24 protein-coding genes are annotated in these 23743 nt (G+C 49.0%); 17 read left to right on the forward strand and 7 right to left on the reverse strand.

From position 1 onward, the window contains the following. Positions 1–80: 80 nt before the first annotated feature. The 13 genes from D5E69_RS07275 (at position 81) to D5E69_RS07335 (ending at position 16196) form a co-directional block, all read left to right on the forward strand. Positions 81–461, forward strand: coding sequence for a GntR family transcriptional regulator (locus D5E69_RS07275; protein WP_048012522.1), 381 nt, complete (start codon positions 81–83; stop codon positions 459–461). After that, positions 458–2068, forward strand: a complete 1611-nt coding sequence (locus D5E69_RS07280; RefSeq protein WP_159129500.1) for an ABC transporter ATP-binding protein — start codon at positions 458–460, stop codon at positions 2066–2068. Before D5E69_RS07275 ends, D5E69_RS07280 begins: the two co-directional genes overlap by 4 nt. Further along, positions 2065–2769, forward strand: a complete 705-nt coding sequence (locus D5E69_RS07285) for a G protein-coupled receptor family protein (protein WP_048012519.1) — start codon at positions 2065–2067, stop codon at positions 2767–2769. Before D5E69_RS07280 ends, D5E69_RS07285 begins: the two co-directional genes overlap by 4 nt. 204 nt (positions 2770–2973) lie before the next feature. Then, entirely contained in the window at positions 2974–5022 is a 2049-nt protein-coding gene (locus D5E69_RS07290; protein ID WP_048012518.1) for a catalase, read from the forward strand. A 222-nt stretch (positions 5023–5244) separates the two neighbouring features. Next, positions 5245–5406 (forward strand): hypothetical protein, encoded by a 162-nt coding sequence (locus tag D5E69_RS07295; protein ID WP_156183417.1) that lies wholly within the window; start codon positions 5245–5247, stop codon positions 5404–5406. Between the two features lie 76 nt (positions 5407–5482). Then, on the forward strand, positions 5483–5827 hold the full coding sequence (locus tag D5E69_RS07300; RefSeq protein WP_048012517.1) for a hypothetical protein: 345 nt from the start codon (positions 5483–5485) through the stop codon (positions 5825–5827). 168 nt (positions 5828–5995) lie between these two features. Then, entirely contained in the window at positions 5996–7006 is a 1011-nt protein-coding gene (locus D5E69_RS07305; RefSeq protein WP_048012516.1) for a TAXI family TRAP transporter solute-binding subunit, read from the forward strand. An 18-nt stretch (positions 7007–7024) separates the two neighbouring features. Beyond that, positions 7025–8977 carry a TRAP transporter permease gene (locus tag D5E69_RS07310; RefSeq protein WP_048012515.1) on the forward strand — a complete coding sequence of 651 codons (1953 nt, stop codon included), beginning with the start codon at positions 7025–7027 and terminating at the stop codon, positions 8975–8977. 176 nt (positions 8978–9153) lie between these two features. Continuing rightward, complete coding sequence (locus D5E69_RS07315) at positions 9154–9882, forward strand: FadR/GntR family transcriptional regulator (RefSeq protein ID WP_048004986.1); 729 nt, start codon at positions 9154–9156, stop codon at positions 9880–9882. A gap of 33 nt (positions 9883–9915) precedes the next feature. Continuing rightward, the gene (locus D5E69_RS07320; protein WP_430757494.1) at positions 9916–11319 is read left to right on the forward strand and encodes an FAD-binding oxidoreductase; all 1404 of its coding nucleotides are present in this window, start codon (positions 9916–9918) and stop codon (positions 11317–11319) included. Beyond that, complete coding sequence (locus D5E69_RS07325) at positions 11312–12604, forward strand: (Fe-S)-binding protein (protein ID WP_249931578.1); 1293 nt, start codon at positions 11312–11314, stop codon at positions 12602–12604. The genes D5E69_RS07320 and D5E69_RS07325 overlap by 8 nt, the downstream gene beginning before the upstream one ends. A gap of 16 nt (positions 12605–12620) precedes the next feature. Continuing rightward, positions 12621–13835: an L-2-hydroxyglutarate oxidase gene (lhgO, locus tag D5E69_RS07330; RefSeq protein WP_048012513.1), complete on the forward strand. Its 1215-nt coding sequence runs from the start codon at positions 12621–12623 to the stop codon at positions 13833–13835. A gap of 231 nt (positions 13836–14066) precedes the next feature. Next, a complete protein-coding gene (locus tag D5E69_RS07335) occupies positions 14067–16196 on the forward strand; it encodes an ATP-dependent Clp protease ATP-binding subunit (RefSeq protein ID WP_159129502.1) in 2130 nt (709 codons plus the stop codon). Between the two features lie 49 nt (positions 16197–16245). Here D5E69_RS07335 and D5E69_RS07340 read toward each other — a convergent pair whose 3' ends face one another. Then, positions 16246–17001, reverse strand: a complete 756-nt coding sequence (locus D5E69_RS07340; protein WP_048004982.1) for a Cof-type HAD-IIB family hydrolase — start codon at positions 16999–17001, stop codon at positions 16246–16248. Positions 17002–17531: 530 nt separating this feature from the next. On the opposite strand from D5E69_RS07340, the gene D5E69_RS07345 reads away from it, so the two are divergent. Beyond that, on the forward strand, positions 17532–19292 hold the full coding sequence (locus D5E69_RS07345; protein WP_159129503.1) for an ABC transporter ATP-binding protein: 1761 nt from the start codon (positions 17532–17534) through the stop codon (positions 19290–19292). Beyond that, complete coding sequence (locus D5E69_RS07350; protein WP_048007758.1) at positions 19289–19606, forward strand: MGMT family protein; 318 nt, start codon at positions 19289–19291, stop codon at positions 19604–19606. The genes D5E69_RS07345 and D5E69_RS07350 overlap by 4 nt, the downstream gene beginning before the upstream one ends. A 52-nt stretch (positions 19607–19658) precedes the next feature. Here the strand turns inward: D5E69_RS07350 and D5E69_RS07355 are convergent, their stop codons facing one another. The 3 genes from D5E69_RS07355 to D5E69_RS07365 form a co-directional block, all read right to left on the reverse strand. After that, positions 19659–19832: a YfhD family protein gene (locus D5E69_RS07355; protein ID WP_082139432.1), complete on the reverse strand. Its 174-nt coding sequence runs from the start codon at positions 19830–19832 to the stop codon at positions 19659–19661. A 96-nt stretch (positions 19833–19928) separates the two neighbouring features. Continuing rightward, entirely contained in the window at positions 19929–20051 is a 123-nt protein-coding gene (locus D5E69_RS07360; RefSeq protein WP_079515356.1) for a YfhE family protein, read from the reverse strand. 66 nt (positions 20052–20117) lie between these two features. Continuing rightward, positions 20118–21023 carry a TIGR01777 family oxidoreductase gene (locus tag D5E69_RS07365; RefSeq protein WP_148795800.1) on the reverse strand — a complete coding sequence of 302 codons (906 nt, stop codon included), beginning with the start codon at positions 21021–21023 and terminating at the stop codon, positions 20118–20120. Between the two features lie 90 nt (positions 21024–21113). On the opposite strand from D5E69_RS07365, the gene recX reads away from it, so the two are divergent. Next, entirely contained in the window at positions 21114–21920 is an 807-nt protein-coding gene (recX, locus tag D5E69_RS07370) for a recombination regulator RecX (protein ID WP_048007760.1), read from the forward strand. Between the two features lie 17 nt (positions 21921–21937). Here the strand turns inward: recX and D5E69_RS07375 are convergent, their stop codons facing one another. Continuing rightward, entirely contained in the window at positions 21938–22609 is a 672-nt protein-coding gene (locus tag D5E69_RS07375) for an SDR family NAD(P)-dependent oxidoreductase (protein ID WP_148796072.1), read from the reverse strand. Positions 22610–22968: 359 nt separating this feature from the next. On the opposite strand from D5E69_RS07375, the gene D5E69_RS07380 reads away from it, so the two are divergent. Beyond that, a complete protein-coding gene (locus D5E69_RS07380; protein WP_048007762.1) occupies positions 22969–23298 on the forward strand; it encodes a YfhH family protein in 330 nt (109 codons plus the stop codon). A 30-nt stretch (positions 23299–23328) separates the two neighbouring features. Here D5E69_RS07380 and D5E69_RS07385 read toward each other — a convergent pair whose 3' ends face one another. Further along, entirely contained in the window at positions 23329–23469 is a 141-nt protein-coding gene (locus D5E69_RS07385) for a YpzG family protein (protein WP_082139434.1), read from the reverse strand. A gap of 17 nt (positions 23470–23486) precedes the next feature. Then, positions 23487–23651, reverse strand: coding sequence for a small, acid-soluble spore protein K (locus D5E69_RS07390; RefSeq protein WP_048007763.1), 165 nt, complete (start codon positions 23649–23651; stop codon positions 23487–23489). Positions 23652–23743: the final 92 nt, after the last annotated feature.

Below are 23743 nucleotides of genomic sequence, written 5' to 3' on the forward strand. Positions count from 1 at the left end.
GCCTATTGCAAAACAACGTAAATCGGTATATAGTACATTACATCAGTAATGCACTATGGCAGGGAGAGGTGAATGCACTCTTGATCTTAAATTCAAACAGTTCGAAGCCGATTTACGTCCAGATTGCCGAATGGATCGAAACGGAGATCCTTTCTGATGCCCTACAAGCAGATCAGAAAGTTTACTCACAATATCAGCTTTCCGACATGCTCAATATCAATCCGGCGACGGCTGGAAAGGGACTATCACTATTAGTAGATGAAGAAGTGCTGTACAAAAAAAGGGGGCTGGGTATGTTTGTATCGGAAAAGGCCAAGAACATCATTTTGATGAGGAGAAAAAATGAGACGCTTGGGGAACTCATCGGGAATCTGGTGAAGGAAGCCGCGTATCTGAATGTATCGGAAGACGAACTGATCCGGTTGATCAGGGAAGAAATGGGAAGGGGGAATGAAGAGTGAGTGTCATCGAGTGTAATCGAGTCTCAAAGACCTACGGTGGGAAAAAGGCCGTGAATCAGGTGACCTTCACGATCGAGGAGAATGTGATCACGGGTTTGATCGGGAGGAACGGCGCAGGGAAAACGACTTTATTGAAGCTCCTGGCAGGCTTCATACGGCCGACGGATGGGGAAATCCGCATTTTTGAAGAAACTCCCTTCAATTCCTTGAAGGTATCCGCCAACAGTATCTATGTGGATGACCAAATGACCTTTTCCCCTTATCTGAACCTGAAGGAAATCCTCCATGCCATGAAGGATTTCTATCCCAATTGGGATATGGAGATCGCCCGAAAGCTGATGGCCCATTTCTCCCTTGACGGAAAAACGTATCATAGCCAGCTCTCCAAAGGCATGAAAAGCACTTTCAACGTCATTGTCGGCCTTGCTGCACGCTGTCCCTTGACCATCATGGATGAACCCGTCACGGGGATGGACGCTGCCGTAAGGAAGGACTTCTATCGCATGATGCTGAAGGATTATCTCGCCCATCCGAGGACCATGCTCCTCTCCAGTCATCTCCTGACCGAGATGGAGGATCTTATTGAAAACATCCTCCTCATGAAGGACGGCGGGCTGTGCCTTCATAAGAGTGTAGATGAAATCAGGCAGCTTGTCATCGAAGTGAGCGGACCGAAAGAAGAACTGGAAAAGTGGGCTTCCGCGCAGGACGTGCTGCACATGAAATCCACCACCCCTCACCTGGCACTTGCTGCTGTAAGAGGGGACCGGCTTGAAGGGCGCATCCCTGAAACGTTTGCGGTCAGGGAAGTAGCGGCAGAAGACGCATGTGTATACATCACAGGAAGAGGAAAAGGGGAATCGATGATGTCTATCGCTAAGGCGGACTTTTGGAGCACCGTCATGAAACAGCTTCGATACAAACTGAAAGCTTATAGAGGGGTTTATACATCGATGATCATTGTTCAAGTTGTCGCGCTTTTACTATCCCTCGGGAGCACCGGTGGGTCGGTCGGATCCTCTTCCATGGGCTATTCCTTCGAGGTGAACGGATTTTCCGGGAACCTGATCCTGGTCTTCACGATGATCTGGTCATTCATGACGGCCATCGTCATCACGACGAAGGCGTATCGATACAGTGACTTTTTAATGGTTAGTAACAGGCTGACCAGTCAGGTTTCATCACTGCTGTGTCTATTGATCATATCCATCATCGGGGCACTCACAGCGATCGGTGCAGATTATTTACTCCGTGATCTGTTGATTTTGTTCCGGGATGCAGCGTTTATTTTTGAGGGGGCGGCACCGACGATTCAAGGAATCCTTGGAACTTGTATGTACCTGATATTGTTCGCCCTTTCAGGGTATACGTGCGGTATGCTGGTTCAGATGAATAAGCTGTTCCTCTTCATCATTCCTGCCATAGTCATCGGCGTCCCCATGACCACTTCATTTATGTTGGGAGTCCGATTCTTAACAGAAGATCTTTTCCTATTCTTTTTGGATGAGACCTCATTCAGTCTATTCGTTGGAAAGTTCCTGCTCGTCAGCCTCCCACTTTTCGCGGTGAACCTGATAACAGGAAATCGCTTGGAGGTGAAATCATGATGGTCCTTGGCCTTATACTCCCCATCTTCATCATCGCCCTACTTGCAGTGCTTATTGGTTTTTCTCTCAAAAAGACGAAGGTTGCAGGGTTAGGCAAACGGATCTTACCGGAAAAAATCTTGCTGGTATATGGGATCATACTGGTTGCTTCCATCCTCGTATTCGTATTCTTGCCTGACCATATGAAGGACACAAGGTATGCAGCAGCTGATTATACAAATGAAAAAGACTACAACCGATTTATGACCGGCCTGATGGACGGCACCATTGAACAGGTGCCAACAGCTGTTTTGCAAAAAGAATGGAACTTCCCCGGTAAGGAAAAATCGTTCGATGTCAAAACGATGGGATGGCAAGACGGCGACCCTTTCATCATTGTAGACGACCGGGGGAAATCAGACGAAATTACGGTAAAGCATATTGTATCCCGGAGCGTTCTTCAGAATCTGGATATCACGAGCGAAGTACCTTCTCCAAAGATAGCATTTAAAGATGGGGTCCTGACAGTGAAAAGTCAGCCCGAGAAGAAGATCGTCATCAATCAGTACACAGGCTCTTTTGTGACCAATCAGTTTAAAGGTGTGACCGCTTTTGGAGGTGAATCGTTTGAATCCTCCATCGGCACCGACGCCGTTTACATCACGGTGCCAAAGGGAACCCTTGTATCCGGCCCTGTAGAATGGATAAGGGATCATGAATGATCGATGAAGAATCGATGAAGAATGAATAGAGGATGAACGGAAGGAGGCATCTTTGGAAGATGCCTTTTTTTCTATGGAAATAATAGGTTAGGAGGAATACCTCTCCAGAAAATCATGTTTATTCTACCAATAGAAGGGTAGTTTGTAAGTGGATTTGTTTACATAGTAAACAGCATTAAAAAACAGGTGGAGAGGGTTGAGAGAATGAGTAATGAACGTCATGGCAAGGTGAACGGGAATAGCAAGGATGAACAGCTGGAACAGTACCGTGTGGATGATAAGGATAAGCATCTCACCACGAATCAGGGACTGAAGGTATCGGAAGATGAATTTTCCCTCAAGGCGGGGGAACGCGGTCCGACCCTGATCGAGGATTTCCACTTCCGTGAAAAGATGACACACTTTGACCACGAGCGGATCCCGGAGCGCATCGTCCATGCCAGGGGCTATGCCGCACACGGTGAGTTTGAAGTGTATGAATCGATGAAAGACTATACAATGGCGAAATTCCTTCAGGATCCGTCCGTGAAGACGCCGGTATTCGTGCGCTTTTCCACGGTGGCAGGATCGAAGGGATCTGCTGAAACCGTGCGGGATGCCCGCGGATTCGCCACGAAGTTCTATACAGAAGAAGGGAATTATGATCTTGTTGGGAACAACATCCCTGTCTTCTTCATCCAGGATGCCATCAAATTCCCTGATTTCGTCCATGCAGTAAAGCCGGAGCCTCATAATGAAATGCCACAGGCGGCTTCAGCCCATGATACATTCTGGGATTTCGTCGCCAACAACCAGGAATCGGCCCATATGGTCATGTGGGCCATGTCGGATCGTGCCATCCCTAGAAGTCTCCGCATGATGGAGGGCTTTGGCGTCCATACGTTCCGCTTTGTCAACGATGAAGGGAAGGCGCACTTTGTGAAATTCCACTGGAAGCCGATCCTCGGGACACATTCCCTTGTGTGGGATGAAGCACAGAAGATCAACGGGAAGGACCCTGACTTCCATCGCCGCGATCTTTATGAATCCATCGAGAACGGAGACTATCCGGAATTCGAGCTTGGCGTTCAGCTCATCAAGCAGGAAGACGAATTCAACTTCGACTTCGACGTATTGGATCCGACCAAGCTATGGCCGGAAGAAGATGTACCGGTCAAGATTATTGGGAAGATGACCCTCAATCGGAATGTGGATAACGTATTCGCCGAAACGGAGCAGGTGGCATTCCATCCGGGATCTGTCGTTCCGGGCATCGACTTTTCCAATGACCCGCTGCTTCAGGGAAGGCTCTTCTCCTACACGGATACGCAGCTCATCCGTCTAGGCGGACCGAACTTCCATGAACTCCCGATCAACCGTCCGGTCTGCCCGTTCCATAATAATCAGCGGGACGGTTACGGCCGCCAGACGATCAATCGTGGTCAGGTGAGCTATCACAAAAACTCACTCGCCAACAATACTCCGGCGCCGGCAAGTCCTGAGGAGGGCGGCTATGTCCACTATCAGGAGAAAGTAGAGGGCCACAAGGTCAGGGCCAGGAGTGAGAGCTTCAAAGACCACTTCTCCCAGGCGACGATGTTCTGGAACAGTATGAGCCGCCCGGAAAAGGATCACATCATCCAGGCATTCAGCTTTGAGCTCGGGAAAGTGGAGAGTGTGGACGTGAGGAAGCAGATTGTGGCCATGTTTGCCAATGTCAGTAAGGAACTGGCCGCAGGTTTTGCGGAACAAATCGGGCTTGAAGCTCCTGAGGATGCCGGTTCCAATATAACGAAATCATCTCCTGCACTCAGCCAGGAAAACACGAAGAAGAAGCCTCAGACCCGAAAAGTCGGTGTCATCGTGACAGGAGGATTCAACAGTGCAGTATCTGCCATCCTTAACTCACTTAAAGAAGAAGGGGTGCAGCCAGAGATCATATCCGGCAAGCTCGGTGTTGTCAAAGGAGCTGACGGGGCTGAGCTTGAGGTGGATCATACATTCCTGACAGGCGAATCGGTTCTGTTCGACAGCATCTTCCTCGCGGGTGGAACCGAAACAAATAAGAAGTTTACAAGTGAAACACAGTATTTCGTGAAGGAAGCCTTCTCACACTTCAAGCCGATCGGTGCCGTCCATGAAGGAGCTGAATGGCTTGCTTCTGCCGGTATCAAAGAAGGGTCAGGTGTCGTGACGAATGAAGGAGATGATTTCTCCAAACGCTTCGTCAAAGCCATTTCCGAGCACCGCCACTGGGATCGTGAAGTGATTTAAATATAAGATACACCGTGCTGGGCCCACTAAGGGTCCAGCGTTTTTTTTGTGCTCCCATGAGGATGGGAGGGGCTGGCGTCAAGGGGACTATTCAATCTATGCTGACGTCTATTTTCGCCCGTTTTAATAGAAATAGGCTTCTATCAGATGCGAAACTACCAGTTCTACATAGAATAAGGGTGTAAGGTGATTTACTAGAAAAGAACAAGGAGGTGACTGGATATGGGTTACTCAAAATCTCAACCAAGCTATGAATTTGATTTCTACAGCCTTTTGTTGGTGATTCTTGTGGCTGCGTTCCTTATCACGCTTGCTATTGCCCCTCTTGCGGCACTAGTAATCGGAATTGCGCTACTTGTATTGTTAGTGGTAGGCGAGTTGTAAGAATGACGCTCCTGAAGATGGGACAGGCTCCCTTCTTCAGGAGATAATAAGAAGACCCTGAAGGGAGGAACGGAGAATGAGTGAAAAAGGAAATCCACTTGAAGGATTATTCGAAATGATCAACAAAGTATCGAAGGATCAAGGACAATCCATCGATATGGATACATTGAAGGAACAGATGAATTCCATCATGAATGAAGACAGTCTGAAAAACCTGATGAAGGGGACAGGACTGGGATCAACGGAAAATCTCCTGGGAATGGCAAAGAACTTCGATATCTCATCGATGCTGAACAATGTCATGAGCAAACGGATGAACCGTGGTGCGGGCAATGTAAACGCGGATATCGAGAAGATGAAGTCCGATATTCAAATGATCAAGAAGTATATCAAATCAAACAACTGGGAGCAATGGTACTAAAATTCTCCTTTAATAAGGATTCACATAGATGAATGATCTCTGAAAAATCAGGGGTCATTTTTATTTTGGACACAATGTCAGAATTTTCTTTCGCTTAACCTTGTCTTATTGTATACTTGTATTACAAGTTTTGAAGCGCTTACATAAAGGAAGGTGGGAACGTTATTTATGAAGAAATGGAAGATCATCCTCAGTATCGTGTTTATCTTCATTGCCGCCGTTGTGGGGGTCAGAACCGCTGAAGGCAATAAGGGGAAAAAGTTCGTCTCTGTTGCAACTGCCTCTACAGGTGGAACCTATTACCCGATAGGGGTCGGAATGGCGAATATTTGGAGCAGCCATTTAAAGGGGGAAAAAGTTCAAGCAAGCGGGCAATCTTCTGCGGGATCCATTGAGAATATTGAATTGCTCCGGGAAGGGGAAGCGCAGCTCGCCATTTTGCAAGGGTTGATTTCCACCCAGGCTTATGAGGGGGAGAGTACGTTCTCGGGCAAGCCCTATAAAGATCTGCGATCAGTCGCCATGTTGTGGCCGAATGTCGAGCATTTTGTGCTCATGAATAACAAAGTGAAGTCGGGAACGATCGAGGATATCGATGGTACAAGGTTTTCTGTGGGACCGCAGGCAAGCGGTACAGAACAATCAACGCTGGTAATGATGGAAGGACTTGAGCTCTCCAAAAAGGATATCTCCCCTGAGTATCTCGGCTACAGCGATACGGTATCCGCCATGAGGGATGGACGTCTGGACGGAGGGTCACTGCCTGCCGGCATACCGATTTCCGCTGTTACGGATATGTACGCAAGCAATGTCAAAGCGACTGTACTCGAAGTGACGGATGAAGAATTGGATGCCATCAATGAAATTTCGAACAGCTGGTATCGTTACACGATCCCTGGCGGAACGTATCCTAGAATCGATGAAGACATCCAAACCATCGCACAGCCAAATCTTCTCTCTACTACAAAAGAAATCGACGAAGACACCATCTATCTGTTGACGAAGACCCTTTATGAAAATTTGGATGAAATGTATGAGGTTCATAGTTCAGCGAAGGACATGACGTTAGAAACAGCTCTCGACGGAGTCACGGTCCCTCTTCATGCAGGGGCGTATAAATATTTCAAAGAAGCTGGATTGGATATTCCGGAAGAATTGATTCCGCCGGAAGCACAATAAAGGAAGGAAGTGAAGACGATGTCAACGAATACGGAAGCAGCGAATCTTGATAAGGAAGCAGGGGGCGGGGCAAGGGAACTGACTGGCATATATAAGACCATCGCCGGATCGGTTGCCGTGTTGTTCTCGGTCTTTGCCATCTATACAAATGGTTTATCCAACATACAGGAAATCTATCGGAATCTGATTTTTCTCGGTCTACTTTTACTTCTAACGTTCTTTTTCTACCCCTCAGGAAAGAAGTCAAGCAATACCCGGTTCACTCTTCTGGACTATGTTTTTATCGCCCTTTCTTTGGCAGGGATCGGGTATCTTCTTTTCAATTATTCCGTTATCCACGTGGATCGTGCTTCACAGGCGATTACCATCGATTATGTCTTTGCAGGAATCACGATCATCGTCCTGTTGGAGGCAGCGCGCAGGGCAGTCGGTGCATTCATTCCGATTCTCTGCCTCATCACCATCGTATATGCCCTGTTTGGCACCTACTTTCCGTGGATCTTCGGTCACGCAGGATTCTCGTTGGAACGCCTTTTGTACCGGCTCTATATGACAACGGAAGGGATCCTTGGACTGACGCTCTCGACTGCTTCCACCTTTATCGTCATGTTCATCCTCTTCGGTGCATTCCTTTCTGTCAGCGGGGCCACACAGCTGTTCAATGATCTCGCACTGGCCATTGCCGGAAGAAGACGGGGAGGACCCGCACAGGTAGCGGTGTTATCGAGTGCATTGACGGGGTCATTGAGTGGTTCGGCGGTTGCCAATGTGGCCACAACGGGCACATTCACCATTCCCTTGATGAAATCCATCGGATTGAAACCGAAATTCGCAGGAGCTGTGGAAGCAGCGGCCTCCACTGGAGGAATGATCATGCCTCCTATCATGGGGGCCGCAGCGTTCATCATGGCCGGGTTCCTCGGGATCTCCTACACGACGGTCATTCTGGCTGCCATCATTCCGAGCTTCCTGTACTATATCGCCTTGATCTTCGCCATTGATTTTGAAGCGAAGAAGCTAGGGCTGAAAGGTATTGCAAAAGAAAATATACCGGATGTCGTGAAAATCCTGAAGGAGAGAGGAGTTCTTCTCATTCCGATCCTTGTGGTCATCGGGACACTCTTGGCAGGAAAGACGGCATTATTCGCCGGTTTCTCCGGAATCGGAGCTGTTATTCTTGCAAGTTGGATCGCGAAGGACAAAACCTCCAGGATCACATTCAGGAAAACGATCCAGGCCTTCATTGACGGAGGGAGGGGGACCATACAGGTGGGAATCGCCTGTGCAGCCATTGGGATCATCATCTGTGTGGTTACGATGACGGGCATCGGTTCTACGCTCGCCTTTAATATTGTCGAGTTGACCGGTGGGAAGCTTTGGCTCGTCCTGATTGTCGTCATGCTTACCTGCATCGTGTTGAGCATGGGGCTTCCATCGACAGCCCTCTATATAGTCGTAGCTGTTACCGCTGCGCCAGCCCTTGTAGCGGCAGGTGTGACTCCGATTGCAGCCCATTTCTTCGTGTTTTGGTTCGGTGCCCTGTCCAATATCACGCCGCCTGTAGCCCTCGCTTCTTACACGGCCGCAGGACTTGCCAGAGCCAACGCCATGCAGACATCCTGGGAGGCGCTGAGAATCTCCCTTCCAGGGTTCATCATTCCGTTCATGATTGCCTATAATCCGATTCTTCTTTTACAGCCGGCTCAAGATGGAGAAGCGCTGAGTGTCTTTTCCATTGCCATCGTTGTCATCACAAGTACCATCGGGGTGTACGCCCTTGCGAGTTCATTGGGGAACTTCCTGATCACCAGGCTTGCCCTTCTTGAACGGGGCCTGCTCTTCATCGGGGCTTTGCTTTTGATCAAGCCCGGACTTCTGACAGACGCTGCCGGGCTGGTGATATGCGCTTTGACAATCCTGTACCACGTGCTTACCCATAAAAAGCGCAGTTCCTACGAAGTAGCTGCATGATGTTCATGAACGAGAAGTAGTAGTTTAAAGAAAAGGATCCGGACCTTATTCATTATTGATGAAGCAGGGTGTCCGGATCTTTTTCTATGCGAGTGAAATTTTTCTGAATACTCTATCTATCCAAAGGTGATTGTTGTATACTTGTAATACAAGTTGTTCACTAAAGGAGCTTTCATATGATATCACCGATTGAAAGAAAAAAAGTATCTGAACAAGTCCTTGATGAATTGAAAAGGATGATCAAAGATAAAGAATTCCCGCCAAACTCAAAGCTGCCATCTGAAAATGAACTGGCAGGCATGTTCGGGGTCAGTCGTTCTCCGATCCGGGAGGCGCTGAGAGTACTGCAGGCAGGGGGGATGGTAGAGTCGAGGCAAGGTGGAGGAAGCTACGTGAGAGAGGTCAACCTTGCGAATATGCTGGATCCGGTCACCTTCGATTTCATCCATATCGATCAGGTCTATGAGCTTCTGGAGATGCGTACCGTCGTAGAGACAGAGGCCGCCTCTTTTGCAGCCATGAGAAGGACTGAAGATGAACTGGAGGCCATCCGGAAGGCGCTTGATCTGTTCGCCGAAAAGATGGAAGACGAAACGTCTGTCGGATCCGAAGCAGACTTTGCTTTCCACCATGAAATCGTGAAAGCTTCAGGGAATCGCTTCCTCCTGCAATCAGTGGAGGGGCTTAGGGGACTCTACGAGAGGGCTCTTACATTTTCATTGAAGCAGAATGTCGGCCTCGCCAGGAAGAGGCAGCAGATTTATGAAGAGCACGTGAAGATTTATGAAGCCATTGAACGTCAGGATGAGAAGGCAGCAGCTTACTATATGAAGAGGCATCTGATCAACGCCAGAATCAAACTCGGAGATAAGCGGATCAATCCCATGAAAGAGAGCATGGATTGATTCGGAAAGGAGGCTCGGAAAATGGAACTGACAATGGAATGCCGTCATGAACTGAAAGCAACCATGAAGGATCCCAAAAGATGCCTCGAGGATGCGGCCGATCTTTATAGCTATGCCTATGATGCATCATTCGGGATCTTCCAGCCGGATCTCGTTCTTCAGCCTATGTCGACGGAAGAAACGGCTGCGATCGTGAAAATCGCCAACATTCACCGTGTGCCGCTGTACCCGAGAGGAAGGGGAACATCTTTGAGTGGTGGGCCCCTTGCCGTCCATGGGGGTGTCGTACTCGATTTTTCCCTTTGGGATCAAAAGCTTGAGATCCACCCTGATGATATGATCGCCATCGTCTCCCCAGGAGTGTTGACCGGGTCCATTGACACCGCAGCCGGTAAGCACGGGCTGATGTATCCGCCTGATCCGAGCTCGGCTCATGTTTCCACTATTGGAGGAAATCTTGCTGAGAACTCCGGTGGACCGAGGGGGTTGAAGTATGGGGTGACGAAGGACTATGTGATCGGTCTTGAGGTGGTCACTCCAGAGGGGGAAGTGATCAGGACCGGTGGGAAGACGGTGAAAAATGTAACCGGTTACGATTTAACCAAGCTCATTGTCGGGTCGGAAGGGACCCTTGGAATTGTGACCGAGGCCATCTTGAAGCTCATTCCGAAACCCGTGGCGACGAAGACGGCCCTTGTTCCTTTCAAGGATCTGGTCGATTCGGGCAAGGCAATCTCAAAAATCCTCACATCCGGGATCCTTCCTTCAAAAATGGAGATCATGGACCAGTCATCCCTCCTTGCGGTAGAGGAATATGAGCCCCTGGGACTTCCAATCCATGCTGAAGCCGTCCTCCTTCTGGAACTCGATGGCCATCCAGAAGCCATTGCTCAAGAGATGGAGGTCGTGGAAAAGGTATGTCTCGACGCGGGAGCTGAAGAGGTGAAAGTCGCCCGGGATGCCATAGAAGAAAGGGAACTGTGGAAGGCGAGGAAACTTGTATCCCCTGCAATTGTCAAAATCAAGCCAACAAAGATCTCAGAAGATGCGACGGTTCCCCGCAGCAAAATCCCGGAGATGTTCAGACGTTTAAAGATCATCAGGGATACCTATGGGGTTCATCTGGTGGTCTTCGGACATGCGGGTGATGGAAACCTTCACCCGAATATCATCGCAGATCAAAGGGATGCCGAGGAAATGCGCCGCGTGGAAGAAGCGGTCGGTGAGATTTTCAAAGCGGCGGTGGAACTAGGGGGAACATTGTCAGGTGAACATGGGATCGGTGTCATGAAATCCCCCTTCATGGAAATGGAAGTCGGCAAGGAAGGCCTTGATATGATGCACCGGATTAAACGCGCATGGGATCCGAATAACGTCCTCAATCCAGGGAAGATCTTCCCGGAGCCAGGTCAAAGGCTGGTGCTGTCCAATGAGTAGCACAATGGATTACACCACGTCCCTTGCCTACGATGAAACCTTTGCCTGCGTCCAGTGCGGATACTGCCTTCCTTCCTGTCCTACATATATCACAATGAAGAAAGAATCCCATTCCCCGCGGGGTAGGATCAATTTGGTGAAGATGGCTGCTGAAGGGAAGATCTCGATTGACGATCTGGCTGGCCCCATGGAGCTCTGCCTGGGATGCAGGGCGTGCGAACCGGCATGTCCCACCAATGTCCAGTACGGAAAGATCCTGGAATCTGCCCTCAGCACGGTTTCTGCTTATCGAAAAGAATATGAAACGGTGAAGCAAAAGACGATAAAAAAGGTGTTATTCCACCATGTTTTTCCGAAGCGAAATGTTCTGGGCTTCATCGGGTCGGGTCTGCACTGGTATCAGTCATGGCATCTCGATGACCTGGTCAAAAAGCTGAATCTGACAAGGGTCCTCCCTGAATCAATGAGGGAAATGGAGGCTATCATGCCTGAGGTCCTCTCCGGTAAACGAAAAGAAGAAACCACGGCGGTCAAAGAAGGGGAGACCCGCTTCAAAGTCGCCTTTTTCACAGGATGTGTCATGGACACCTTCTTCAGGAAAGTCAATGATCTCAGTATGAAGCTTCTTACGGCATCGGGCTGTGAGGTTCACTTCATTGAAGAGCAAACATGCTGCGGCGCGCTTCATCAGCATAGTGGTGAAAGGGACAAAGCAAAGGAACTCGCAATGGCCAATATTGAGGCATTCGAACAACTGGATGTTGATTTCGTCGTCAACAGCATAGGAGGCTGCGGGGCAGCCATGGTCGAATATCATCATCTTTTCGAGCCGGAGGACGCATGGTATGACCGGGCAAAGCAATTCGCTTTGAAATCGAAGGATATCAGTACGATCCTTCACCAAGTGGACCTTCCTTTCAAGGAAGGGGCTCCTTTGAACGTTGCGTACCAGCCTTCCTGCCACTTAACGAATGTCCAGCGTGTCGTAGACGAACCCCAGGAGCTCATCTCGAAGATCCCGGGGGTTAAGTTCCTCCCGTATCCCGATATGAATATGTGCTGCGGATCAGCCGGCATCTATAATCTGGTGCATTATGAAGAATCCATGGAAATCCTGGATATGAAAATGAAAAATATCTCATCGGTCCACCCGGATGTGATCCTCACCTCTAATCCAGGCTGCCATCTCCAGATGCTCCTTGGGGTCAAAAGGGAAGGTCTTGAAGGCAAGGTCAGGGTGATGCATCTCGTCGAATTGCTAGCAGAATCCTGCAATATCCAATAAGAAGGGCAGTGGTCATATGTATGATTTCATCATTGTAGGCGCAGGAATCGTCGGTCTTTCCGTCGGGCTTGCCATACATGAAAAGAATCCGGGAAGCAAGATCGTCCTGATTGATAAAGAAAAAGAGGTGGCTTCTCACCAGACCGGGCACAATAGCGGGGTGATCCACTCGGGGATTTATTACAAGCCGGGCAGTTATAAAGCCCGCTTTGCCAGACAGGGAAGCCGCACCATGACCGAATTTTGCAGGCAACATCAGATTGAGCACGATATTTGTGGAAAGGTCATCGTGGCCGCAAATGAGAAGGAGATTCCTCACTTGGAAGATCTTTATCAACGGGGCCTCCAGAATGAATTGAGTATTACGAAGCTCTCAAAAGAAGAACTTCTCGAAAAGGAACCCCATGTCAACGGCGTAGGAGCCATTCACGTTCCCATGGCAGGCATCGTGAATTACAGGCAGGTTTCAGAGAAAATGGCAGAAATCCTTTCAACTAATAATGGAGAGATCAAACTTTCGAAAGAAGTCAGAGCGATCCAGGAAGGAAAGGATGAAGTAGTGGTTGAAACCGAACGGGAAACGATCAGAGGCAGGTACCTCATCAACTGCGCGGGTCTTCAGAGCGACAGGATTGCCAACATGACGGGCTATCACGTCGATATGAAGATCGTTCCCTTCCGTGGTGAGTACTACAAGCTGAAAGAGGACAAAAAGGACCTCGTGAACAACTTGATCTACCCTGTACCGAATCCGGACTTCCCGTTCCTCGGTGTCCACTTCACCCGAATGATCGGAGGGGCAGTCGACGTCGGACCCAATGCGGTCCTTAGCCTGAAGCGGGAAGGATACAGGAAGACAGACTTTCATCTGAAGGATTTTGCAGAAGTGATGACCTACCCTGGATTCTGGAAGATTGCATCAAAATATATGAAGGAAGGGATGGGGGAGATGATGCGCTCTTTCAGCAAGAAAAAGTTTGTTGAAAATGTACAGGTGCTCATGCCCGCAATCCAAGAAGCCGACCTGGTGCCGGCAGATGCGGGAGTTCGCGCTCAAGCTTTGACAAGTGATGGTGAGCTCGTGGACGACTTCTTCATCGTGAATGGCAAAAGGAGCATCCATATCTGTAACGCTCCCTCTCCAGCCGCCACTGCTTCCCTCGAGATCGGAAAGGAAGTCGTGCGAAAGATTCCATCCGATCATTTCGAACGAACGAAACAATTCACATAATCACGAACCGTCATAGGGCGGTTTTTTTTGAGCAAAATCCTTGAGAGAAGATCCCCTAGATCTTATACTGTTGCTCACACTCCAAAGCAGTCGGAGTGACATTAAAAAAAAATGAGCAAAAACCTTGAAAGTCAAAAAAGGTCAGAGTATACTATTGTCATAAGGTCAAAGTTAGTCAAAGTCAAATTAGACCTTACCCATTGATGAATCTTGAACAGGAGGTCATACACAATGAAATGTGAAGTTTGTCAACAACATCAAGCAACCATTGAATTGTTTACTCAAGTGAACGGAACGAAATCCAAAGTGCATATGTGTTCAACATGCTTTCAACAGCAGACCGCACCTTCTGGAATGCACGGTGGATTCCCGTTCGATGAATTATTTAAAGGAATGAATATCGGAGGCAGCCAGCAGTCAGGATTCAAAGCCGGGCAAGGAAGCCAACCGCAGACTCAACAAAGGGGCGGGGGAATGCTCGACCAGTTCGGACGCAATGTGACGGACGGAGCAAGAGCAGGACTGATCGACCCTGTCATCGGACGCGACAAAGAAGTCGACCGGGTGATTGAAATCCTGAATCGCCGCAACAAAAACAATCCGGTCCTCATCGGGGAACCGGGTGTCGGTAAGACGGCTATCGCGGAAGGCCTTGCGTTGAAAATCGTAGCTGGAGACGTACCTTCGAAATTATTGAATAAAGAAGTATATGTAATGGATGTTGCTTCCCTTACAGCGGGAACAGGTGTAAGAGGTTCGTTTGAAGAGCGTCTGAAAGGCATCATCAATGAGCTTCAAAGCCGGAAAAACGTCATGCTCTTCATCGATGAGATCCACCAACTGGTCGGTGCTGGATCTGCAGAAGGAAGCATGGATGCAGGAAACATCCTGAAACCTGCACTCGCCCGCGGTGAGCTTCAGGTCATAGGGGCGACAACCCTTAAAGAATACCGCCAGATCGAAAAAGACGCGGCTCTCGAACGCCGCTTCCAACCCGTGATGGTCCATGAGCCTTCACTTGAGGAATCAATCGAAATCCTGAAAGGCCTCAAGGATAAATACGAAGCCTACCATAAAGTCACATTCACGGATGAAGCCATTGAAGCTTGTGTGAAGCTTTCACACCGCTACATCCAAGATCGTTTCCTTCCTGATAAGGCGATCGACCTCATGGACGAAGCCGGTTCAAAAGTGAACTTGCTTTCTGAAGGGAAAGATACAGCCGAACTTCATCAAAAACTAAATGACATCAAGATTAAAAAAGAGCAGGCTACAAAAGCAGAGAACTATGAAGAAGCAGCCCGCCTGAGAGACCAGGAAGCGGCTCTTGAAAAAACCTTGAACGAGGGACATCAAACTCATGATGCCACTGTCGAAACCGAACTTATTCAATCGCTCGTGGAATCCAAGACAGGGATTCCTGTCGGCAAGCTCCAAAGTGACGACCGCGAGCGCATGAAATCCCTTGAAGAAAATCTTGCAGGTAAAGTCATCGGCCAAGAGGAAGCCGTGAAGAAAGTGGCTAAAGCAATCCGCCGCAGCCGTGCAGGACTGAAGGCAAAACATCGTCCTATTGGTACATTCCTCTTCGTCGGCCCTACCGGTGTCGGGAAAACCGAGCTCACGAAGACGCTTGCAGAGGAACTCTTCGGGTCCAAAGATGCGATGCTCCGACTCGATATGAGTGAGTATATGGAGAAGCACTCTGTTTCGAAGCTTATCGGATCACCACCTGGATATGTCGGTCATGAGGAATCAGGCCAGCTAACGGAAAAGGTAAGACGGAACCCGTATTCCATCATCCTTCTTGATGAAATCGAAAAAGCGCATCCAGATGTACAGCATATGTTCCTGCAGATCCTGGAAGATGGCCGTTTGACTGATAGCCAGGGCAGGACAGTCAGCTTCAAGGATGCTGTCATCATCATGACAAGTAACGCCGGAGTGACGGATGTGAAGGAAAAAGTTGTCGGTTTCGATACAGGCGGAACGGATGCCATCAAAGAAACCAACATTCTGACCTCTCTCGGAGCGTACTTCAAACCGGAATTCTTGAATCGCTTCGACAGCATCATCCAGTTCCAATCACTCGAAAAAGAAGAACTTCTTACGATTCTCGACCTTATGCTCGATGATCTAAGGAAAGATCTATCCGAACAGGGCATCACGATTACGGTCGATGCGGCCGCAAAAGAAAAACTGGTGGACCTTGGTCACCATCCTGCATTCGGTGCACGTCCTCTCCGTCGTGTCATTCAAGAACAGTTGGAAGATCGCATCGCGGATCTCCTTCTTGATGAAGACGGTGTGAAGGAAGTAAACGTGTCTGTGAAAGATGACACCATTATCGTCGGCTCATAATGAAGAAAAGGCGTATCGGTATTGACCGATACGCCTTTCTTGTATGGAATTATTGCTCATCCAATAGTTTATGGATGGCCTGCGCCACTCCGTGATCCGTGTTGCGGCCGGTTACCCAGTCTGCCGCCTCCTTGACGACTTCCTGCGCATTGCCCATGGCGACACCGATTCCGGCTTCACGTATCATGGCTATGTCATTCAGGCTGTCTCCGCATGCCATGACCTGGTCCATGGAAAGCCCGAGCCATTCACATACCTTGACGAGTGCTGCGGCCTTGTTCACGCCGGCAGGATTGATTTCAATATTGGTCGGGCTTGAGTTCGAAACTTCAAGTGCTTCATTATTCATGAGCTCGTCCAATACGACCTTCCTTACTTCATCATCCTTGATATCAAAACCGAATTTGAGCCAGTTATAATCCTCGATCTTTCCATCAAAAGGGTTATGGCTGTTAAAAAGGCCTTGAGAAGTGGAAGACCAGAAGTAGACACTATCTTTATCGTGGGTTTCCTTCAGTTTCCAAAGTTCCTTCACAAGCTCGGTATCCAAAGGAGTACCGTGGACAAGATTGTACTCCTTGTCGTAGATCTCCCCACCGTTTACGGTCACAAGGTAAGAAGATCTGCCAAGCTGGTCCGAAATATCGCGGCATGTGCGCAAGGAACGTCCCGTACTCAATACAACATGGATGCCTTTTTCTTTGGCGAGCTCAATAGCCTTCTCATTCTCTGGAGAGACCATTCCCTCGTCATTTACAAGCGTCCCGTCCATATCGAGGGCGATCAATTTAATATCTGTTGGCATTGACAATCACGTCCTTCTTAGAATTCTTCTCTAGTGTAATACAAAAACCACCATCCTTCTAGGAAAGAAGCTTTAGTCAGAGAGTAAAACAGTATAAAATAAAGAAAAGCGGAGGCGGGTTGGGATGACCCGACAAGCATAAGGTGAGGAACCCGGAAAGGCGTTCTGTGCCTTTTTGGGTTCCTTGACTTATGACCTCGAGGGTCAACCCGCCGGAGCTGGACAATAAAGAAAAGCGGAGGCGGGTTGGGATGACCCGACAAGCATAAGGCGAGGAACCCGGAAAGGCGTTCTGTGCCTTTTTGGGTTCCTTGACTTATGACCTCGAGGGTCAACCCGCCGGAGCTGGACAATAAAGAAAAGCGGAGGCGGGTTGGGATGACCCGACAAGCATAAGGTGAGGAACCCGGAAAGGCGTTCTGTGCCTTTTTGGGTTCCTTGACTTATGACCTCTCGAGCCCCAAGCGCTCCGAACTGACTCCCGCTCCATAGGTACCCAATACATGACAAATCCCTGAAAGGAAGACCCAATGAATCCGTCAAATGAAAAAAATTCCTGGAAGCACCTATTCACCTTGATTCGTGAAACAAAACCGCCTAAATTATTATTTGGCATTTCCCTGGGACTTAGTCTCCTTACGACACTGGCAGGACTTGCGATTCCGCTGCTTACAAGCAGGCTCATTGATGACTTCAGTTTAGACTCGCTAAGCAGGGGTGTGATCATTGCGATGATTGCCGCCTTTTTCATCCAGGCACTCGCTGGTGGTGTCTCGGTCTATCTGCTCGCCAAAGTAGGTCAGCACGTCATTGCCTCCCTGCGTGAAAAGCTATGGGGAAAACTTCTGACGCTGCCGGTCCCTTATTACGATACACACGAAACGGGGGACTCTGTCAGCAGGATGACCAACGATACAGGAGTCATCAAAAACCTGATCACAGAGCATCTCACCGGATTCATTACAGGCATCATTTCGGTTGTCGGGGCGATCATCGTCCTCTTTTACCTTGATTGGCCATTGACCCTTGTGATGTTTTCCATCATCCCGCTTGCTCTCTTGTTCCTGATTCCTGTCGGCAAGAAGATGGCGGAGATCTCAAGGGGGATCCAAGGTGAAACGGCCAGCTTCTCAGCCAACCTTACACGTGTCCTCTCGGAAATACGACTGGTGAAATCTTCGAATGCAGAAGCCATTGAATATGATAAAGGGAAGACCGGAATCAAGAAGCTTTACCGGTTGGGGATAAAGGAAGGAATCATCCAGTCCCTCATGTCTCCTGTCGTCTCGTCCATGATCATTATCGTGCTTGTCCTGATCATCGGATTCGGCGGTATTCGCGTAACGTCCGGCGCCATGACGGCAGGAGAACTGGTGGCATTTTTTATTTACCTGTTCCAGATCATCATGCCAATCACACAGATCATCGTCTTTTTCACCCAGTTCCAAAAAACAGTGGGGGCGACGGAAAAAGTCCTTTCGATCCTCCAACTTGGAGAGGAGCGCCTCGATGAAGGTGAAGAGGTGAAGGATCTGGATGAGGCTCTCATCCTCGAAGATGTATCATTTGGCTACGAGCCCGACGAAATGGTCCTTAAGGAAGTAAATATCATAGCTGAAAAAGGAAAGGTAACAGCCATCGTCGGACCGAGCGGAAGCGGAAAGACCACATTGTTCTCCTTGATCGAACAATTCTACCGGCCACAGCATGGTTCCATCCGTTTTGGGAATACCCCTATCAGCACCTTCTCCTTGAAATCATGGAGGAGCCTGCTTGGTTACGTTTCCCAGGATAGTCCGATCTATTCCGGATCCATCAGGGATAATATCGCTTACGGGCTTGAAGGGGAAATACCTGAAGAAAGAATGATCGAAGCCGCAAGGATGGCATTTGCCCATGACTTCATCAAGGACCTTCCGGAGGGATACGATACGGAAGTAGGGGAGCGGGGTATCAAGCTTTCAGGTGGTCAGCGCCAGCGTATTGCCATTGCGAGGGCGCTTCTCAGGGACCCTGATATCCTCATGCTCGATGAGGCGACATCGAGTCTCGATAGTCAGTCTGAGATTGTTGTACAGGAAGCGCTCAAGAATCTGATGCAGGGGAGGACGACGATTGTGATCGCTCATCGCCTGTCAACCATTGTCGATTCCGACCAGATCATCTTCCTTGAGAAAGGGAAGGTGACAGGAAAGGGCAATCACGAAGAATTATTTGCTTCACACGCTCTGTACCGTGATTTTGCCAGGCAGCAGCTGAGGATCGGGGACCGTGAGGGGCTGGAGCATTGAAGCCATTTACGGAACGTGCAGTCAGCATCATCAAGTCGATTCCACACGGAAGGGTCATGACCTATGGACAGGTAGCTGCGCACGCAGGGAGTCCCCGGGGAGCAAGACAGGTGGTCAGGATCCTGCATTCCATGAGTGCAAAGCACGGCTTACCCTGGCATCGGGTCTTGAATGCGAAGGGGGAGATCAGTCTGGGAGGGAAAGAAGGTCAGCATCAAAAGGATGCTCTTTATCAGGAAGGGATCCTCTTTCAGAACGGGATCGTGAACCTCGATTACTACCGCTTTGAACCAGTGCCTTTTGAAGAGGAATAATGGAAAGCCCCCGTTCACAAAGGTGAGCGGGGGCTTCTGTCGTATGATGGTGCTATTTCTTCGCCTGGGCACGCTGATTGGCAGCGTTAGCGCGGGCTTGGGCTTCTAGATCGGCCTGGTCGGCAAGTTCACGTGAGAACTCTTCGTCGACGCCCATTTTGTTCTGGGCCGGAGTCTGAGGCAATGAATTGGCATTCTTATCACGATTCTTATGCGATCTTCCCATTCGAAACATCCCCTTATCATACATAGTCGGTACAAGCGCTGGCGCCTGTACGTATAGTGTGGGTCATTGTCACCCATTTTAATAAGGGGAAATTTCCTAGCGATTCCGTTTCGGCGCATAGCCCGCAGCCCGGTCAGCTGCCTTGAACTGATGGGAATAGGTGACCTGTTGAGCAGAGGTCAGTGTGGCCTTGTTTTGATCGCCCTTTTTCTTGTCCATATCTGTACACCCCTTCCAAACAATCTACTACCATCTTTTCCTTGAAGAGGTTGGGGTATACGTAAGTTACCTATAAATGGCCTGAAGTGCATCCTTCAAGTGGGGGTATTCAAATTCATATCCGTGATTCAGAAGGACTTCTGGAATGACTTTCTGTCCGTCGAGTACGAGGGTACTCATATCCCCCATGGCCGCTTTAAGAGCCAGGGAAGGAACCGGCAGCCAATGGGGCCTTCCGAGGACCTCGGCAAGTACCTTTCCAAACTCATTCATCTGAAGCGGGTGGGGTGCCGTCAGATTGACAGGGCCCTCAATGTCTTCGTGTTGCAGAGTATAGGAAATTCCCTTGGCAATATCCTGTATATGGATCCACGACATCCACTGTTCCCCGCTTCCGACTGGACCTCCGGCGAAGAGTTTGTAAGGAATGGCCATCTTAGGCAGAGCCCCGCCGTCTTTACCCAATACGATCCCGAATCGCATGAACGCGACACGGATACCCATCTCCCGGGCCTTTCCTGCTTCGCGTTCCCATATCTGCACCGTCTGCCCCAGGAATTCCTCGCTGTGCTCGGTAGAGGCTTCTGTATAGGTCTTGGATACGGATGAAGGGTAGATCCCGATGGCGCTTGCATTAATGAAGGACGTCGGCTTGTTTTCCAGATTCCTTATGATGCGCAGTGCTTCCTGGGTCGAATCGATCCTGCTTGCAAGGATCCTGCGCTTTCGTTCTTCCGTCCACCTGCCGCTGTTGATGGATTCACCTGCCAGGTTGATGAAAGCATCGATCCCATCAAGATGGGTTTCAGGTGTGGCTCCTTCGGTCATCCAGCCGATAAAGGTCATGTTTTCGTGTGCGGATTGTTTGTCAGGATTACGGGTCAAGATGAATAGCTCGTGTCCATCTTTGAGAAGTTCATCCGATAACACGTTCCCCACAAATCCTGTCCCGCCGGTAATCGCAATTTTCATGATCATCCCTCCAGTTAATACTTATTATTTTACCTCTTTACGGAATTAAAAACATAAAGGATGTGTTACGATTGAAATGAGGTGATAAAGATGGGAACCATCACAAAGATAACAAGGCAGGTCAAGAATACAGAACGTTACAACTTATTCATAGATGGAAAATATGCATTCAGTGTAGATGAAGGCATACTAGCCTCACATCACCTGAGAAAGGGTCTCGAAGTTGATGAGCTTGCCATCAGCGAGCTTCAATATGCGGATGACGTGAAGAAGGCTTTCAACAAAGCAAGCCACTATCTTTCCTACCGGATGAGGACGGAGAAGGAAGTACGTGACCACCTTCTTGAGTCGGAGTGGGAGGATGGAATCGTGCAAGAGGTGATGGATAAACTGAAGGAATTAAAATATACAAACGACGCGGAGTTTGCCCATGCCTTCACGGGGACACATATGAACACATCGGATAAAGGGCCGAAGTGGATAAGCGGAGAACTGAGAAGGAAAGGCGTGGATGCCCGGTATATCGAGGAAGCTCTTGAAGCCTTCTCTCAGGATCAGCAGGTTGAAAAGGCTGCTGCACTTATGGAGAAGATGCTGAAGAAGTACAAAAATGACTCGGTGACCGTGGCAAAACAAAAAATCGAGCAGAACTTGATGAGAAAGGGCTACACCGGCTCCATCATGAAGCTGGCATGGGAAACGGTCGACAACCAGCGGGATGATGACGAAGCGTGGCAGGCAGTCTACCATCAGGCATTGAAGGCCCATCGCAAGCTGAGCACTAAGTATGAAGGATATGACTATAACCAGCGGATGAAGCAGGCGTTGTACCGTAAAGGATTTTCCATGGAGGATATCGACAGGGCAATAGAGGAAATCAAGAACCAGGAAGCGTGACTTCCTGGTTCTTTTTCTTATTTCTTGGATTCAATGATGATTGCTTCAGTTTCCGCGTACTGGGATACAATCATCTTTGCCACTTCTGCGGGTGAACGGAATCGGCTGGGATCTTCAACATGATCGCTTTCATCCCAGAAGGGTGTATTCATTCCCCCCATAAAGGCATTCACGATTCGGATCTGGCTCCCTTCGTATTCTTTCTGAAGGCTTTCGCCGAATCCCCTCAGTGCAAATTTACTGGCGGCATAAAGGGTTTCATTCTTCTTGCCACGGAGCCCGGCCGTCGAGATGACATTGATAACAGTAAAAGCGCGATGGGGGACAGCTTCGATCATGGCCTTGGTCAGGCGGATGGGACCGAATACATTTGTTTCAAAGGTGGCGACCATCTCTTCGTCGGTGGATGATTCAAGTGGTCCGAAATACCCCACGCCTGCGTTGTGGACAAGCAGTTCAATATCTCGCGAGCCCCATGTCGATAGCGTCTGTTCAATCTCAGTTCGGGAGCGGACGTCCATGATGTCATATGTAGCATGACCACCTGATGCGAGGATGCTTTGAACAGTTTCTTTTAAGGGTTGTTCCCGGCGGCCGACAAGTAGAATGTCATACCCCTTATCGCTTAATTGTTTTGCAAGTTCTTTTCCTAACCCGGTACCTCCACCGGTTATGACTGCTGTACCCATGATGATCAATCCTTTCGGCGTATGTACTATTGATGAGTAAATGGTGGATGTCTGCGCTTTTCTTTTGGCTAGCTCCGGCGGGTTGCCCCTCGAGGTCATAAGTCAAGAAACCCAAAAAGGCACAGAACGCCTTTCCGGGTTCCTCGCCTTATGCTTGTCGGGTCAGCCCAACCCGCCTGCGCTTTTCATTGTCCAGCTCCGGGCGCTTGGGGCTCGAGGTCATAAGCCGTGATGGCCAAAAAGGCAAAAGACGCCTTTCCGTCCACCCCGTCTTATGCTTGTCGCCCCAGAGCAAGCGCCCTGCGCTTTTCTTATTATACCATTTTCCTTATACTACAATAGTAGGGAGGAGTGAGGAAATGGATCAGGAGAGACGTTATAGTGAGATGACGGAGCATGAGTTGAATCAGGAGATTGCTTCGTTGAGGGAGAAGGCACGTAAGGCAGAACAGCTGGGCATTGTGAATGAGTTCGCGGTTTTGGAGCGAAAGGCACTGATGGCTCAGGCTTATTTGAGGAATCCTGCCGATTATGAAGCGGGTGGCGTGTATGGGATCGAAGGAGATCCCGGTGTGTATTTTAAAGTGGATTATTTAAACGGGGTGTTTGCGTGGGGCTACCGCCTAGGTGGCAACGGGGAAGAGGAAGCGCTGCCTATTTCACTGCTGGCCCCTGATAAGAAAAAGTGAAGCCCATTCCGATAAGGAACGGGCAACAGATTATGAACGCTTTTTTGTATCGCGTTCAAGGATGATCAGATTTTGTGTCTGGGTTGTTTGTCCATTTGCCTGTGCATGGGCATGCTTCGGGTTATAGAATGCCTTTTTAAATGGACTGTTGTAATCACGATTGAATTTCATCAACTATTCCCCCTGCTCTAGAGTGAATCCTGCTTGCGATTGTTTGAAGCCTTCATTCGTTCTTGAGGGTGGGTATTGATGGTCCCATCCGCCCTTTTGGATGCAAATTCCGCTTTAGCACGGGGCTCTCCTTCAAACTTATTGCCGTGTTCATTCGGAAACCCTGTTGTCTTATTGCGCATGTGTCTGCCTCCTTGAAGGTTGGAATGTTTGTGGACGATGCCACATCTATAGTATGATGATTTTTCAGATAGAAAACACGTTACTGTCACTG

Origin of the sequence: Rossellomorea marisflavi, assembly GCF_009806575.1 — a bacterium.
Classification (GTDB): domain Bacteria; phylum Bacillota; class Bacilli; order Bacillales; family Bacillaceae_B; genus Rossellomorea; species Rossellomorea marisflavi_A.